At 51.4% G+C, this 15117-nt stretch carries 14 protein-coding genes; 1 reads left to right on the top strand and 13 read right to left on the bottom strand.

Annotation, left to right across the window (positions count from 1 at the left end):
• Nucleotides 1-72 precede the first annotated feature (72 nt).
• The 3 genes from DD586_RS20775 to glmU form a co-directional block, all read right to left on the bottom strand.
• Nucleotides 73-459, bottom strand: a complete 387-nt coding sequence (locus tag DD586_RS20775) for a hypothetical protein (RefSeq protein ID WP_012886757.1) — start codon at nucleotides 457-459, stop codon at nucleotides 73-75.
• A gap of 296 nt (nucleotides 460-755) precedes the next feature.
• Nucleotides 756-2591 carry a glutamine--fructose-6-phosphate transaminase (isomerizing) gene (glmS, locus tag DD586_RS20770; protein WP_012886756.1) on the bottom strand — a complete coding sequence of 612 codons (1836 nt, stop codon included), beginning with the start codon at nucleotides 2589-2591 and terminating at the stop codon, nucleotides 756-758.
• Between the two features lie 234 nt (nucleotides 2592-2825).
• Nucleotides 2826-4196: a bifunctional UDP-N-acetylglucosamine diphosphorylase/glucosamine-1-phosphate N-acetyltransferase GlmU gene (gene glmU, locus DD586_RS20765; RefSeq protein ID WP_012886755.1), complete on the bottom strand. Its 1371-nt coding sequence runs from the start codon at nucleotides 4194-4196 to the stop codon at nucleotides 2826-2828.
• A gap of 393 nt (nucleotides 4197-4589) precedes the next feature.
• Here glmU and pelX point away from each other — a divergent pair, with 393 nt between their 5' ends.
• Entirely contained in the window at nucleotides 4590-6794 is a 2205-nt protein-coding gene (gene pelX / locus DD586_RS20760; protein WP_012886754.1) for a pectate disaccharide-lyase PelX, read from the top strand.
• Nucleotides 6795-6923: 129 nt separating this feature from the next.
• On the opposite strand, the gene DD586_RS20755 is transcribed toward pelX, so the two are convergent.
• The 10 genes from DD586_RS20755 to rsmG form a co-directional block, all read right to left on the bottom strand.
• The gene (locus tag DD586_RS20755) at nucleotides 6924-7337 is read right to left on the bottom strand and encodes a F0F1 ATP synthase subunit epsilon (RefSeq protein ID WP_026357867.1); all 414 of its coding nucleotides are present in this window, start codon (nucleotides 7335-7337) and stop codon (nucleotides 6924-6926) included.
• Nucleotides 7338-7366: 29 nt separating this feature from the next.
• Entirely contained in the window at nucleotides 7367-8749 is a 1383-nt protein-coding gene (gene atpD, locus DD586_RS20750; protein ID WP_012886752.1) for a F0F1 ATP synthase subunit beta, read from the bottom strand.
• A 48-nt stretch (nucleotides 8750-8797) separates the two neighbouring features.
• Entirely contained in the window at nucleotides 8798-9661 is an 864-nt protein-coding gene (atpG, locus tag DD586_RS20745; RefSeq protein WP_012886751.1) for a F0F1 ATP synthase subunit gamma, read from the bottom strand.
• Nucleotides 9662-9714: 53 nt separating this feature from the next.
• Nucleotides 9715-11256: a F0F1 ATP synthase subunit alpha gene (gene atpA, locus DD586_RS20740; RefSeq protein WP_012886750.1), complete on the bottom strand. Its 1542-nt coding sequence runs from the start codon at nucleotides 11254-11256 to the stop codon at nucleotides 9715-9717.
• A 12-nt stretch (nucleotides 11257-11268) separates the two neighbouring features.
• The gene (gene atpH, locus DD586_RS20735) at nucleotides 11269-11802 is read right to left on the bottom strand and encodes a F0F1 ATP synthase subunit delta (RefSeq protein ID WP_012886749.1); all 534 of its coding nucleotides are present in this window, start codon (nucleotides 11800-11802) and stop codon (nucleotides 11269-11271) included.
• A 14-nt stretch (nucleotides 11803-11816) separates the two neighbouring features.
• Complete coding sequence (gene atpF, locus DD586_RS20730; protein WP_012886748.1) at nucleotides 11817-12287, bottom strand: F0F1 ATP synthase subunit B; 471 nt, start codon at nucleotides 12285-12287, stop codon at nucleotides 11817-11819.
• A 64-nt stretch (nucleotides 12288-12351) separates the two neighbouring features.
• Nucleotides 12352-12591: a F0F1 ATP synthase subunit C gene (gene atpE / locus DD586_RS20725; protein ID WP_004093904.1), complete on the bottom strand. Its 240-nt coding sequence runs from the start codon at nucleotides 12589-12591 to the stop codon at nucleotides 12352-12354.
• 49 nt (nucleotides 12592-12640) lie between these two features.
• A complete protein-coding gene (gene atpB / locus DD586_RS20720; protein ID WP_012886747.1) occupies nucleotides 12641-13432 on the bottom strand; it encodes a F0F1 ATP synthase subunit A in 792 nt (263 codons plus the stop codon).
• A gap of 22 nt (nucleotides 13433-13454) precedes the next feature.
• Nucleotides 13455-13838, bottom strand: coding sequence for a F0F1 ATP synthase subunit I (atpI, locus tag DD586_RS20715; protein ID WP_012886746.1), 384 nt, complete (start codon nucleotides 13836-13838; stop codon nucleotides 13455-13457).
• Nucleotides 13839-14459: 621 nt separating this feature from the next.
• Complete coding sequence (gene rsmG / locus DD586_RS20710; protein ID WP_012886745.1) at nucleotides 14460-15080, bottom strand: 16S rRNA (guanine(527)-N(7))-methyltransferase RsmG; 621 nt, start codon at nucleotides 15078-15080, stop codon at nucleotides 14460-14462.
• Nucleotides 15081-15117: the final 37 nt, after the last annotated feature.

Here is a 15117-nt window from a genome sequence, read left to right as displayed (position 1 = left end):
TTCCCTGAGAAAAATAAATTCTAATGTAGAAAAAATCAGAGCCGAATAATCAAAGGCATTCGGCTCTTATAATTATTTGATTTGCTGGGAAGCCAGTTTTAATTGAATTTCGTGGTCCAGATTATTTACCCAACGGTTATACGTTTTATGAATTTTCCCGTCGTCAGCTTTCAGGTTATAGCTGTTAACATAATTGATCGTATAGCTGGTCGGCGTGTAATTAATACGAATATCCGCCGAATGACCGCGGTCATCAATGCGACCGTTAATGACGCCAGGAGCAACTGGTGTCATTACCCATTTGCGCTGCAAGCCAGCCTGTAAAATAGCCACTCTTACCTGATCAGACGTGTAATTCCCGGCAATTGGCGTCGTGGTATTCATCACCTGTGCAGTACGCGCACAGCCCGCTAATGCCAGAACACAAACTATACTTGCTAAAAAATGCTGCTTTTTCATAGAGTCCCTGTCAATAAAATCAACAATTACGCTGCCTGAAAAGCTCAAGGATCAGCTTCCGATACAACCTAAAAGATGCGCATCATTGAAGCTATCTTACACAAAACAGGCACAAATTGACAAAATTTATCAGAAAACTAACTGATTAATGTCTCAAAAATAAGCTTCCAAAAATGAGAAAAGGTGGCCTGTTACCAGACCACCTTTTTGTTGGTTTCACATCCTGAAAATGACGGCTTCCCTCATCAAGTCAGAGTGAAAAAAAGCTCAGATACGGGGCAAAACTGACGCTATCGTCACTCCACCGTCACCGATTTCGCCAGGTTGCGCGGCTGGTCTACGTCGGTGCCTTTAATTAAGGCAACATGGTAAGACAGCAGTTGCAACGGCACGGTGTAGAAGATCGGCGCAATCACTTCTTCTACATGCGGCAACTGGATGATCTTCATCATATCGCTATCGGAAGTGAACCCAGCCTGTTCGTCAGCAAACACGTAGAGTTCGCCGCCACGTGCACGCACTTCTTCGATATTGGATTTCAATTTTTCCAACAGGTCGTTGTTGGGTGCGACCACGACGACTGGCATATCGGCGTCAATCAATGCCAGCGGCCCGTGTTTCAGCTCACCTGCGGCATAAGCTTCCGCATGGATGTAGGAAATCTCCTTGAGTTTGAGCGCCCCTTCCATCGCAATCGGGTACTGGTCACCACGGCCCAGGAACAACGCATGATGCTTATCGGAGAAACCTTCCGCCAGCGATTCTATCAGCTTGTCTTGCGACAGCATCTGTTCGATACGCGCCGGTAATGCCTGCAACGCATGCACAATATCCTGCTCGATACGGGCTTCCATACCACGCAGGCGACCGATGCGCGCCACCAGCATCAGCAACACCGTCAATTGTGTCGTGAATGCCTTGGTGGATGCCACGCCAATTTCGGTACCGGCACGGGTCATCAGCGCCAGATCCGATTCACGCACCAGCGACGAGCCCGCGACGTTACAAATCGCCAGCGACCCCAGATACCCCAGCTCTTTCGACAAACGCAACGCTGCCAGCGTATCGGCGGTTTCACCGGACTGGGACAGAGTAATCATCAGACTGTTGGCACGTACCGCCGGTTTGCGATAGCGGAATTCTGACGCGATTTCCACATCACACGGAATCCCCGCCAGCGACTCAAACCAGTAGCGCGACACCATACCGGAGTTATAAGACGTACCGCAGGCGATAATCTGAATATGCTGAACCTGTGCTAGCAGCGCATCCGCTTGCGGACCTAATTCGGACAGGTTGATCTCACCGTGACTAAAACGCCCTTCCAGGGTATTTTTAATCGCCATCGGCTGCTCGTAGATCTCTTTTTGCATGTAGTGACGGTACGCGCCTTTGTCGCCAGCATCGTACTGTACCTTTGATTCAATTTCTTCGCGCTGAACGTCCTGTCCCTGACGATTGACGATGCGCACGGTACGACGCGTGACTTCGGCGATGTCACCCTCTTCCAGGAAGAGGAAACGACGGGTTACCGGCAGCAATGCCAGTTGGTCGGAGGCAATAAAGTTTTCACCAACACCACGGCCAATCACCAGCGGGCTACCGGAGCGTGCGGCAACCAGTACGCTGGGGTCACGGCTATCCATCAGTACCATGCCATACGCACCTCGCAGTTGTGGGATCACGCGCTGCACGATGTCCAGCAACGAACCGCCGTTCTGCTGCTGTTCCCAATGCACCAGATGTGCCACCACTTCCGTATCCGTTTCGGAAACAAAATGATAACCACGGGATACCAGTAACTCACGCAGCGGCTCATGGTTTTCAATAATACCGTTGTGCACCACAATAATGTCGCCAGACACATGTGGGTGAGCGTTCTGCTCAGACGGTTCACCGTGGGTCGCCCAACGGGTGTGGGCGATACCGGTTCCGCCCAACAGCGGATGTTCTTCCGCCGCCTGAGCCAGCACCTGCACTTTACCCAGACGGCGCAGGCGGGACACCGTCCCTTCACTATTCACCACTGCCAGACCGGCAGAGTCGTAACCACGGTACTCGAGGCGGCGTAGCCCCTCGAGCAGGATTTCAGCAATATCTCGTTGCGCAACAGCGCCTACAATTCCACACATCGGTTGTATTCCTGTAAACGTGACATATTGTGTCACCGCGATGTCTTTAGACCTGATTGTTCCGGTTTTTTCCGGGTTCCCCGAGCCTTGTAGAGTGTGGGGATTATTATGTTTTGACCTGGATTCCCACTAGGAACACAGGGCAAAACCGTCTTATACCAAGACATGTTCTCCCTCGGATCGGTACGCCTTCATGCGCCTGCGCAGAAAACCGAATCCGAGGGAGTAAGACGCTTATTTTTTCTTCACCGGGCGTTTCCAGCCGCTGATATGGGTTTGCTTAACACGGCTAATAACCAGCTCATTTTCCCCCACCTCACGGGTGACGGTAGTCCCAGCCCCAATAGTCGCGCCATTAGCCACCTTAACAGGCGCTATCAACTGGCTATCCGAGCCGACAAACACGTCATCACCAATCACCGTCTGGTGCTTGTTTGCGCCATCGTAGTTACAGGTAATCACACCCGCGCCAATATTCACACCAGAGCCAATGTCCGCATCGCCGAGATACGTCAGGTGACCGGCTTTTGAACCTTTACCAAGACGCGCTTTTTTCAACTCGACGAAATTGCCGACGTGCGCTTCTTCTTCCAGCACCGCACCGGGTCGCAGGCGGGCGAACGGCCCAACGGTGCAACGCGCTTGCAACACCGCATTTTCCACCACGGTGTACGGGCTGAGCTCGCAATCATCGCCGATCTCACTGTTTTTGATTACACAGCCCGCGCCAATTTTCACCCGATTACCCAGCGTCACCCGGCCTTCCAGAATGACGTTGGTGTCGATAGTCACATCACGCCCGTGCACCAGTTCGCCACGCAAATCAAAACGAGCCGGATCCAGTAGCATGACGCCCGCCAGCAACAGCTGCTCCGCTTGTTCGCGCTGGTAAGTGCGCTCCAGCGTTGCCAGTTGCAGACGGTTATTGATGCCTTCCACCTCACTCAGACGCGACGGCTGTACCGCCACCACCCGCTGGCCTTCTTGTGACGCCATAGCGATGATATCGGTAAGATAATATTCACCCTGTACATTGTGATTATTGAGCTGGCTTAACCAACGCTTCAAATCGCGGCCACCCGCCACCAAAATACCGGTGTTGATTTCCGTAATGGCACGCTGCTGCTCGGTGGCATCTTTGTGTTCCACGATCCCCACCACGTCGCCGTTCTCGCGAACAATACGGCCATAACCGGTAGGGTCAGCCAGATTAACGGTCAGCAAGCCAATCCCGCCTTGCGGTTTGGCAGCAGCCAGGCGCTGCAACGTGGCAGGAGAGATCAGCGGCACATCGCCGTACAGAATCAGAATGTCTTCGTTATCGTCAAACCCATCGGCCGCTTGTTGCACCGCATGGCCGGTTCCCAACTGCTCGGCTTGCAATACCCAATTCAGCGACGTTTCCGTCAGCGTTTCGCGAATCAGGTCCGCACCATGTCCGTACACCAGATGAATACACCGGGCACCGACACCTTTCGCCGCATCGATCACATGCTGAACAATCGGTTTACCCGCCAGAGGGTGAAGCACTTTGGGAAGATCGGAATACATGCGGGTTCCCTTGCCGGCGGCAAGGATAACCACACTCATTGCACTGTTTGACATAGGCATCCTGACTAAAAACTGAATGGTGTCCAATTGAGTACGGACGAACGAAAGTAAACCCGTTATTACACCGGATTACTACATATTTTTCAGCGAAAAATACGTCACCACACCTACTCCGGGCTGAAAAAACGTATTAACGTGAGTTTACCCAACCCGATAGGATTTAGGTAATGCGAAACGTACCCATCCTCAACGCTCCCTGCAATAACCAGAGTCTGTACATGGAATAACAACGGGCGACCGCTTCATAGAATCGGGGTATATACGACAAAATGAAACCAATTGTTTCATTAAGTGAATTTCATCGTTCGGTTTGTGAGGCAACAAAAGAAACAGCGTTTCATTTTTTGAGATAATGCATCGCTCAAAACAAATAATGATGGGGAAAATATGAAATACGCTACTTCGGGGTTACTCTCTGTCGCCCTTAATTCGCTTTTGCTTCTGGGTTCCCACACCGCCTTTGCCACCACTCAGGATGCCGCACCGGTGTGGCACAGCATCGCGTTTGGTCAGTCTACCGATGTAAACTTCGCCACCAACGTATTGCCGGGAAAAGTAGGCGTTAACGACGTTATCATCAACGGTAAAAAACTGACCGTTAATGATAAAGCCAGTCTGGCTTCTCCGGTTACTATCGAAAGTCGGGGAGGAAAAATCGCTAACACCCATGACGGCTTGACCTTCTTCTACACTCAACTGCCTGCCAATGTGAATTTCACATTGCAATCTGATGTCACCGTCGACCAGTTCGGCCCGGAAAATGACGCCAAACCCAATGCCCAAGAAGGGGCCGGTCTGTTAGTTCGCGATATCCTTGGCATTCCTCGTCAGGAGCCGTTGAAAGAAGGGTATGAAGAGTTTCCGGCGGCATCAAACATGGTGATGAACGCCATCATGACGCAGGACAAAAAATCGAAAACTGATGTGAAAATGCAGCTCATTAGCCGCGATGGCGTGACACAACCCTGGGGTAATACCAACGCAGAAATTACCCGCACCAGTTATCAGGAAAAAATTAACCTGGAGCAGACCCCGACATTTCGTCTGAAACTGGAACGCACCAACGATGGCTTCATCACCTCTTATGCGCCCAAGGGCAGCGACCAGTGGGTCAGTAAAACCATAAAAGGGGCGGATCTCGTTACCCAACAAGATAAGAACCACTACTATGTGGGATTCTTCGCCTCCCGTAATGCGAAAATAACCATCAGTAACGCCAGTCTGACCACCAGTCCTGCCAACACGATACCTTCCGCACCATTCAAAGCTGAAGCTACGGCACCGTTGTTGCAGGTTGCCTCTTCCTCGCTTGCTACCGGTGATAACTATCCGGTACAGGCGCGAGTGAATTACAACGGAACGATAGAAGTATTTCAAAACGGCAAATCGTTGGGTAAACCACAGCATGTTCGCGCCGGGGATTACTTCTCTCTGACGACCAGGCTGACGCAGCCAAAATCTGATTTCAAACTGGTTTATATTCCTGACGAAGGTGAAGACAAAACCGCGAAAGACACCTCGTTCAGCGTAGAAAAAATTACGCTGGCCGACGCCAAAAACCTGTATGTCTCACCGGAAGGTAAAGCGGGCAACAATGGTAGCAAGAACGCACCATTGGATATTAAAACAGCCATTACTGCGTTACCTGCTGGTGGCACAGTATGGCTGATGGATGGCGATTACAGCGCGACCGTTATCCCGGTCAGTGCCAGCGGTAACGCCAGAGGCATTAAAACGCTGATGCCAGCAGGCAAAAAAGCGGTTTTCCACGGCCTGCAGCTCAACGCCAGCTACTGGAAAGTCAAAGGGATCGAAATTACCGAGAAGAGTTTCCGCATTGAAGGTAGCCACAACCAGATTGAACGGGTACTGGCACACCACTGCGATAATACAGGTATTCAGGTTTCATCCAGCGATAACGTAGGTCGTCCGTTATGGGCCAGTTATAACCTGATCCTGAATTCAGAATCCCACAGTAATCAGGACCCGAGTAAAAAAGACGCTGATGGTTTCGCAATAAAAATGCGGGTTGGCGAGGGTAACGTTATTCGCGGTGCCTTCTCCCATGACAACGTTGATGACGGCTTCGACCTGTTCAACAAAATTGAGGATGGCCCGAATGGCGCCGTGTTGATCGAAAACTCCATCTCGCTCAACAACACCAGCAATGGCTTTAAACTGGGTGGTGAAGGCCAACCTGTCGCGCATCAGGTGAAAAATAGCATTGCTATCGGTAACCACATGGACGGTTTTAGCGACAACTTCAACCCCGGCGCACTGCAAGTCACCAACAATATCGCGCTGGATAACGTGCGCTTTAACTTTATCTTCCGGCCAAGCCCTTACTATGGACCTGAAAAACAAGGTATTTTCAAAAACAATATTTCACTGCGCTCTCACCCTGGCAAATATGATGACGCTGTCGTCGGCAGGGTGGATGCCAGCAATTATTTCATCAAAAATAACCATTCGCTCAACAGCGAAGGAAAAGAGATCACGACGGCCAATTATAAATCCGTCGCGATCCCCGCGGTATTCAGCCGTGATGAAAAAGGTAATCTGCAGTTGGGTGATTTCCTGAAAAAGAAATAACCGAAGCAACCAGTGAAGGCAGAGAGACGGGGGCCTTTCAACACCCGTCTCTCTGTTCCCAGCCATAAAAAAAGCCAGCTTGAATCAGCTGGCTTTTTTACATCTGCATGATAGTTACATCTGCATCTGTTACATCGCTTTTTTGGTCAGCTCAATGACGCGCAGTTTGGCGATGGCTTTTGCCAAATCAGCAGAGGCCTGAGCATAATCCACATCACCGTGTGAATTGCGAATATGCTCTTCCGCTCTACGCTTCGCTTCCAGCGCTCGCGCTTCATCAAGATCCTGCCCACGAATGGCGGTATCGGACAGCACGGTCACCATGTTCGGTTGTACCTCAAGGATACCGCCGGACAGGTAGATATACTCTTCTTCGCCGTGCTGTTTAACAATGCGCACCATACCAGGCTTAATGGCCGTGAGCAGGGGGGCGTGGCCAGGATAGATTCCCAGTTCGCCTTCGCTACCGGTCACCTGGATTTTCTGCACCAGACCGGAAAACATTGCCTGTTCCGCACTAACGACATCCAGATGGTAAGTCATAGCAGCCATATCACCCTCCTATCAAGGCGTTACAGTTTCTTGGCTTTTTCCACTACTTCATCAATGGAACCAACCATGTAGAACGCCTGTTCCGGTAGGTGGTCGTATTCGCCGTCCATAATACCTTTGAAGCCACGGATGGTGTCTTTCAACGACACATATTTACCCGGAGAACCGGTAAATACTTCAGCTACGAAGAACGGCTGAGACAGGAAGCGTTGGATCTTACGTGCACGGGATACCACCAGCTTGTCTTCTTCAGACAGCTCGTCCATACCCAGAATCGCGATGATATCCTTCAGTTCCTGATAACGCTGCAGAATAGACTGCACACCACGCGCGACATCGTAGTGCTCCTGGCCCACGATCAGCGGATCCAGCTGACGGCTGGTGGAATCCAGCGGGTCAACAGCGGGGTAGATACCCAGAGAGGCGATCTGACGGCTCAGTGTTACGGTAGAGTCCAGGTGCGCAAAGGTGGTTGCCGGTGACGGGTCAGTCAAGTCATCCGCTGGCACGTAAACGGCCTGGATAGAAGTGATTGAACCTGTTTTAGTGGAGGTAATACGCTCCTGCAGCACACCCATTTCTTCTGCCAGTGTTGGCTGGTAGCCTACCGCAGAAGGCATACGGCCCAGCAGTGCGGATACTTCCGTCCCCGCCAGGGTATAACGGTAGATGTTATCCACGAACAGCAGAACGTCACGACCTTCGTCACGGAATTTTTCCGCCATGGTCAGACCGGTCAGCGCCACACGCAGACGGCTACCTGGCGGCTCGTTCATCTGGCCATACACCAGCGATACTTTGTCGATAACGTTGGAGTCGGTCATTTCGTGGTAGAAGTCGTTACCTTCACGGGTACGTTCACCCACGCCCGCAAACACGGAGTAACCGGAGTGCTCGATCGCGATATTACGAATCAGCTCCATCATGTTTACGGTTTTACCTACACCCGCACCACCGAACAGACCGACTTTACCGCCTTTAGCAAACGGACAAATCAGGTCGATAACCTTGATACCGGTTTCCAGCAGCTCCTGAGAGTTGGACAGATCTTCGTACGTTGGGGCTGCGCGGTGAATCGCCCAGCGCTCTTCTTCGCCAATCGGTCCTTTCATGTCGACCGGCTCACCCAGTACGTTCATGATACGACCCAGCGTCGCTTTACCAACCGGGACTTCGATCGGGTGCGCCAGGCTGGTGACTTTCAAACCGCGGCGCAGGCCGTCAGAAGAACCCATTGCAATACAACGAACCAGGCCGCCACCTAACTGCTGCTGCACTTCCAGCACCAATTTCTCAGCCCCGTTCTCTACCTCAAGCGCTTCGTACACATTCGGTACGGCATCCTGAGGGAACTCGACGTCCACCACGGCGCCGATTACCTGGATAATCTTTCCAGTAGCCATCTTGAATCCTCTACGTAATTCGACAATACGTAATTCGTAAAACCTGATTTAAACCGCGGAGGCTCCCGATACGATTTCGGTGAGTTCCTGAGTGATGCTTGCCTGACGAGCCTTGTTGTAAACCAACTGCAGCTCTTTGATCAGGTTGCCGCCGTTATCTGTTGCGGCTTTCATCGCTACCATTCGCGCGGCCTGTTCACTGGCCAGGTTTTCTACGACGCCCTGATAAACCTGAGACTCCACATAGCGGCGCAACAGGGTATCCAGTAGCGACTTAGGATCGGGTTCATACAGGTAATCCCAGGATTTCTTCGTCAGCTCGCCTTCTTCTGCCGGGGGCAATGGCAGCAGCTGAACAACTTGTGGAACCTGAGACATGGTATTGATGAACTTGTTGCTCACCACGTACAGTTTATCCAGACGACCTTCGTCGTAGGCCTGCAGCATGACTTTCACCGGCCCGATCAGTTCGGACAGCGAAGGGTTATCCCCCATGCCGGTAACCTGAGCAACAATGTTTGCACCTACAGAACCGAAGAAAGAAACACCTTTGGAACCAATCATCGCCAGATCAATCTCGGCGCCTTTTTCGTTCCAGGCTTTCATATCACCCAGCAGCTTCTTGAACAGGTTAATGTTCAGGCCGCCACACAGGCCACGGTCGGTAGACACCACCAGATACCCGACGCGCTTAACGTCACGCTCTTCCAGGTACGGGTGTTTATATTCCAGATTCCCTAACGCAAGGTGACCTATCACTTTGCGTATGGTTTCCGCATAAGGACGGCTGGCCGCCATACGATCCTGCGATTTACGCATTTTGGAAGCGGCGACCATTTCCATCGCTTTGGTGATCTTCTGCGTGTTCTGGACGCTTCCGATCTTACTACGTATCTCTTTTGCGCCGGCCATCTTAGCTTCTCCTCAATGCCTAGCGGCCTGCCGTTAAGGCAGGCCACGGGGCGTTACCAGGACTGGGTTGCCTTAAAGGTATCGAGGATGCCTTTGAATTTCCCCTCGATCTCATCGTTATAAGCACCAGTCTGGTCGATCTGCTGCAGAAGCTCGCCGTGCTCACGGCTGGCGTAAGCCAGCAGTGCGGCTTCAAAGCTGCCGACTTTCGCCAGTTCAACGTCTTCCAGATAACCGCGTTCTGCCGCGAACAGCACCAGAGACTGCTGCGCAACGGACATCGGCGCATACTGTTTCTGTTTCAGCAGTTCGGTCACTTTCTGACCGTGGCTCAACTGTTTACGGGTTGCATCGTCCAGATCAGAAGCAAACTGGGAGAACGCAGCCAGTTCGCGGTACTGTGCCAGCGCGGTACGAATACCACCGGACAGTTTCTTCATGATCTTGGTCTGTGCAGCACCACCCACACGGGATACGGAAATCCCTGGGTTAACCGCCGGACGAATACCGGAGTTGAACAGGTTGGATTCCAGGAAGATCTGACCATCGGTAATTGAGATAACGTTGGTCGGAACGAACGCGGACACGTCGCCAGCCTGCGTTTCGATGATCGGCAGAGCAGTCAAAGAACCGGTCTGTCCTTTCACTTCACCTTTAGTGAAGGCTTCCACGTACTCGGCGTTAACACGCGCAGCACGCTCCAGCAGACGGGAGTGCAGGTAGAATACGTCACCCGGATAAGCTTCACGACCTGGCGGACGACGAAGCAGCAGGGAAATCTGACGATAAGCGACAGCCTGTTTAGACAGGTCATCGTAAATGATCAGCGCATCTTCACCGCGGTCACGGAAGTATTCGCCCATAGCGCAACCGGCATACGGTGCCAGGTACTGCAACGCAGCGGACTCAGACGCTGTTGCCACCACAACGATAGTGTTGGCCAATGCGCCGTGCTCTTCCAGTTTACGCACCACGTTAGCAATGGTGGACGCTTTCTGGCCGATAGCGACATAAATACATTTGATGCCGGAATCACGCTGGTTGATGATGGCGTCAATCGCCAGCGCGGTTTTACCGGTCTGACGGTCACCGATGACAAGCTCACGCTGACCACGACCGATTGGAATCATGGCGTCCACGGACTTGTAACCGGTCTGAACCGGCTGATCAACGGACTGGCGATCGATAACACCCGGTGCAATAGTCTCTACAGCAGAGAAACCATCATGCTCCAGCGGGCCTTTACCGTCGATTGGCGCACCCAGAGTGTTGACCACACGGCCCAACAGGCCACGGCCAACCGGCACTTCCAGAATACGGCCGGTGCATTTAACTTTCATGCCTTCAGCCAGATCCGCGTACGGACCCATGACTACCGCACCAACGGAGTCACGCTCCAGGTTTAGTGCGATCGCGTAACGGTTGCCCGGCAGGGAAATCATTTCACCCTGCATTACATCGGCCAGACCGTGTACGCGAATGATCCCGTCGCTGACGGAAACAATGGTACCTTCGTTGTGAGCTTCACTCACAACGTTGAACTGAGCAATCCGCTGCTTGATCAGTTCACTGATTTCGGTGGAATTCAGTTGCATGCTCCAGTCCCCTTAAGACTGCAAGACGTCTGCCAGACGTTCCAGACGACCACGAATACTGCCGTCTATCACCATATCGCCCGCGCGAATTACCACGCCGGCCATAACAGACTTATCAATTTTGCAATTCAGCTTCACTTTACGTGACAGACGTTGTTCCATTGCAGCGGTTATCCCTGATAACTGCTGCTCGCTCAACGTGGCGGCGGAAATAACCTCGACATCCACGGTCGATTCCAGCTCCGCACGCAATTGAACAAACTGTTCCAGTACCTCAGGCAGCACTGGCAAACGTCCGTTTTCAGCCATCACCCGGATCAGGTTCTGGCCCGCTTCATCCAGTTGTTCACCACACACGGTAATGAATGTCTGAGCCATGGTCTGGGGAGCGATAGCTCCAGCCAGCATGCCGGCAATATGTTCATTACGCGCAACTTCGGCAGCGAACGCCAGCATCTGCTGCCAGCGATCAAGTGCCTGGTGTTCAACGGCAAAGTCAAAAGCTGCTTTGGCGTAGGGGCGAGCTACCGTGACAAATTCAGACATCAGCCCCTCCCTCCTTACAGTTCAGCGACCAGTTTATCAACGATGTCGCTGTTGGCAGCTTCATCCACGGAACGTTCAATAATTTTCTCGGCACCGGCAATAGCCAGAATGGCAACCTGCTTACGCAACTCTTCACGGGCACGTTTGCGTTCGGCTTCGATTTCAGCCTGCGCCTGCGCCACGATTTTGTTGCGTTCCGCTTCCGCTTCCACTTTAGCTTCGTCCAGAATCAAAGCACGCTGTTTGTTTGCCTGCTCGATGATCACCTGAGCTTCCGCTTTGGCTTTCTTCAGTTGGTCGGTCGCATTGGCCTGCGCTAAGTTCAGATCTTTTTTGGCACGTTCAGCAGAAGCAAGACCGTCAGCAATTTCTTTCTGACGCTTTTCGATGGCTGCCATAATCGGCGGCCATACATACTTCATGCAGAACCAGACAAACAGGACGAACGCAATGGCCTGGCCGAGGATTGTTGCGTTAAGATTCACAGCACAATGCCTCTTTCATGAGTTAAATGAGTCGATGTCTTTAACCTGACAAGCTTACGCCTGCTTAGGCCACCGCAAACATCACGTACAGACCCAGACCTACCGCGATCATCGGGATAGCATCCACCAGACCCATAACGATAAAGAACTGTGTACGCAGCAGAGGGATCAGGTCAGGCTGACGGGCAGCACCTTCCAAGAACTTACCACCCAGAATGCCGATACCGATTGCAGCACCGATTGCCGCCAGGCCCATCATCACAGCGGCAGCCATGTACAGCAGATCCATACTCAGGTTTTCCATGACAGTCTCCAGTTTGTTTCAGTTAAAACGTTTGTAGTGTTGTGAAAAATTAATGCTCTTCAGATGCCATCGAAAGATAAACAACCGTCAGAACCATAAAGATAAAAGCCTGCAGCGTGATAATCAGAATGTGGAAAATGGCCCAAGGCACATTCAGAATCCACTGTGACCACCACGGCAACAAGCCTGCAATAAGGATGAAAATCAACTCACCCGCATACATGTTTCCAAACAGTCGCAAACCAAGAGATACCGGTTTGGACAGCAGGCTCACCCCTTCAAGAATCAGGTTGACGGGAATAAACACAGGGTGATTGAACGGCTGCATGGTCAGTTCTTTAACGAAACCGCCCACACCTTTCATCTTGATGCTGTAGAACAGAATCAGAATGAATACGCCCAGCGCCATGGACAGCGTAACGTTTACGTCAGCAGAAGGTACCACACGCAGATAAGCATGGGCAGGGTCATGACCGAGAGCGCTATAGATATGCGCCCAGATTTGCGGTAACAAATCGATAGGCAGCAGATCCATCAGGTTCATCAGGAAGACCCAGACGAAAACGGTCAACGCCAATGGTGCGATAAGTTTGCTCTTCCCGTGGAACATGTCGCGAACGCTGCCATCGACAAATCCCACAACCAGTTCGACCGCCGTTTGAAGTTTACCCGGTACGCCACTGGTCGCGGTCCTGGCAACCTTATGGAAGATAGCCAGAAAGAGTACGCCGAGGACCACGGAGAAAAACATCGAGTCGACGTTAATCGACCAGAATCCCGAGCCCACCTGCAAATGGGTCAGGTGGTGACCGATATACTCTTGCGGAGTAGATGCAGACATGATGTCTCTTACCCTTTTGTTGTTAACTACGGTAACGGTTAATTACAGCCGGTGCCACGATCTGCGTGATCAGCACCACTAAGTACGTCAGGCCTAGCGGAAAAAAAGCCGCATGAAACACGCCTAACGCCACCACCAATAGCACGATGGTGAAGAGCATTTTCAGCGCTTCCCCAACGGCAAACGACCAGGCTACCCGACCTTCCGGTGGCTTGTCTGCCTGATGCCGTACGGCAAACAGTATAAACACCATGCTCGGCAGCCAGGCTGCCAACCCTCCAGCCAGTGCGGAAGCGCCCGCTCTGAAGCCACTCGCGCAAAACGCTGCACCGGCAACAAAAATCACCGCCAGCTGCAATAACAGCGATAACCGGGCGAGTTTCCCACTGTAAAGGGATACAGACATGATGATTCTCCGTACCTTTTCAGAGGTATGCTGAATGACCGTATAAAACTGCCTTTGCAGTACCGAGTCAAGCAGCGAAAAACGAGCAAATTATACGGGTCATCCATGCGAATTCAATCGATAAGTAGCAAAAAGGTGAACGATTATTTAAATTTATTTCCGAAGCCTTATTTTCACTAACTATCCCCAAAGTTGATGAGAGAGACCCCATACATCTGACGTCAGCAATATGTGATATTTCTCACATAAAATTAAACTAAGGCTTTTACATCTGAATTGATTTTTTTTTGCTCTCAGTAAAAAAAGCCAGATATATCTCTTAATTTCAATACGTTAAAAACCAAGCACTCACAAAATCACCCGAATACTGCCACAAAACCATCTATTGACAAGCTGGATATTTTTTTCCCATGTTTTTAACACAATGGGGCCATCAATCCCCTTACCGAATCATACAAATAGTTTGCTGATACACCTCTTTCATCCCCTCAACCGGAGAGGTTATACCACCGAGTTGTAAAATTACGGTGAACGAAAAAGTGATAAAGGTCATTATTTCACTTTGAGCTATCAGTATGAAAAGTTTACAACTATTCATGATTTCTTTGATAAATGACAAAATTAATTGGGCTTAAGCACCACCAGGTGCCGCTCCCCGTCAAGCTCAGGAACCGACAGGGGAACGACCTTCTCGACCGTGACACCTTGTGGCAGTAATCCCATTTCGTCATGCGGTACCGTGCCTTTGAGGGCATAAAATCGGCCCTGTGGGCGGGATGGCAGGTGATGACACCAGTTGACCATGTCTTGCAACGACGCAAAGGCACGACTAATCACACCATCAAACGGCGGTTCGGCAGGAAAATCCTCAACCCGACTCTGCACCGGTTCAATATTACTTAGGCCCAGCTCATGTTGCACCTGACGTAAAAAACGCACCCGTTTTCCCAGGCTATCCAGCAGGACAAAATGCGCATCGGGACGAGCAATAGCCAGCGGCACACCAGGCAACCCCGGGCCAGTACCCACATCGATAAAACGATTTCCGCACAGGTGGGGCTCCACCACCAGACTGTCCATGATATGCCGAACCAACATCTGTTCCGGCTCACGAACCGATGTCAGGTTATAGGCTTTGTTCCATTTGTGGAGTAACGCTACATACTGAAGCAGCTGGTTTTTTTGCTGATCGGTCAGCGCCATTCCAGCACGCTGCATCAGGCTGTTGAGTCTCTCTAGCACGAATAAATCCTGTTGTCGGTTCAGGCAACATGGCCGC

Source organism: Dickeya parazeae Ech586, assembly GCF_000025065.1.
GTDB classification, from domain to species: Bacteria; Pseudomonadota; Gammaproteobacteria; order Enterobacterales; family Enterobacteriaceae; genus Dickeya; species Dickeya zeae.
This window is presented reverse-complemented; position numbering and strand designations above follow the sequence as displayed.

Coding starts and splice junctions, on each gene's coding strand:
- pelX (WP_012886754.1), top strand. CDS start 4,590: ATGAAATACGCTACTTCGGGGTTACTCTCTGTCGCCCTTAATTCGCTT.
- atpD (WP_012886752.1), bottom strand. CDS start 8,749: ATGGCTACTGGAAAGATTATCCAGGTAATCGGCGCCGTGGTGGACGTC.
- DD586_RS20755 (WP_026357867.1), bottom strand. CDS start 7,337: ATGACTTACCATCTGGATGTCGTTAGTGCGGAACAGGCAATGTTTTCC.
- atpH (WP_012886749.1), bottom strand. CDS start 11,802: ATGTCTGAATTTGTCACGGTAGCTCGCCCCTACGCCAAAGCAGCTTTT.
- DD586_RS20775 (WP_012886757.1), bottom strand. CDS start 459: ATGAAAAAGCAGCATTTTTTAGCAAGTATAGTTTGTGTTCTGGCATTA.
- atpG (WP_012886751.1), bottom strand. CDS start 9,661: ATGGCCGGCGCAAAAGAGATACGTAGTAAGATCGGAAGCGTCCAGAAC.
- glmS (WP_012886756.1), bottom strand. CDS start 2,591: ATGTGTGGAATTGTAGGCGCTGTTGCGCAACGAGATATTGCTGAAATC.
- atpE (WP_004093904.1), bottom strand. CDS start 12,591: ATGGAAAACCTGAGTATGGATCTGCTGTACATGGCTGCCGCTGTGATG.
- atpA (WP_012886750.1), bottom strand. CDS start 11,256: ATGCAACTGAATTCCACCGAAATCAGTGAACTGATCAAGCAGCGGATT.
- glmU (WP_012886755.1), bottom strand. CDS start 4,196: ATGTCAAACAGTGCAATGAGTGTGGTTATCCTTGCCGCCGGCAAGGGA.
- atpI (WP_012886746.1), bottom strand. CDS start 13,838: ATGTCTGTATCCCTTTACAGTGGGAAACTCGCCCGGTTATCGCTGTTA.
- atpB (WP_012886747.1), bottom strand. CDS start 13,432: ATGTCTGCATCTACTCCGCAAGAGTATATCGGTCACCACCTGACCCAT.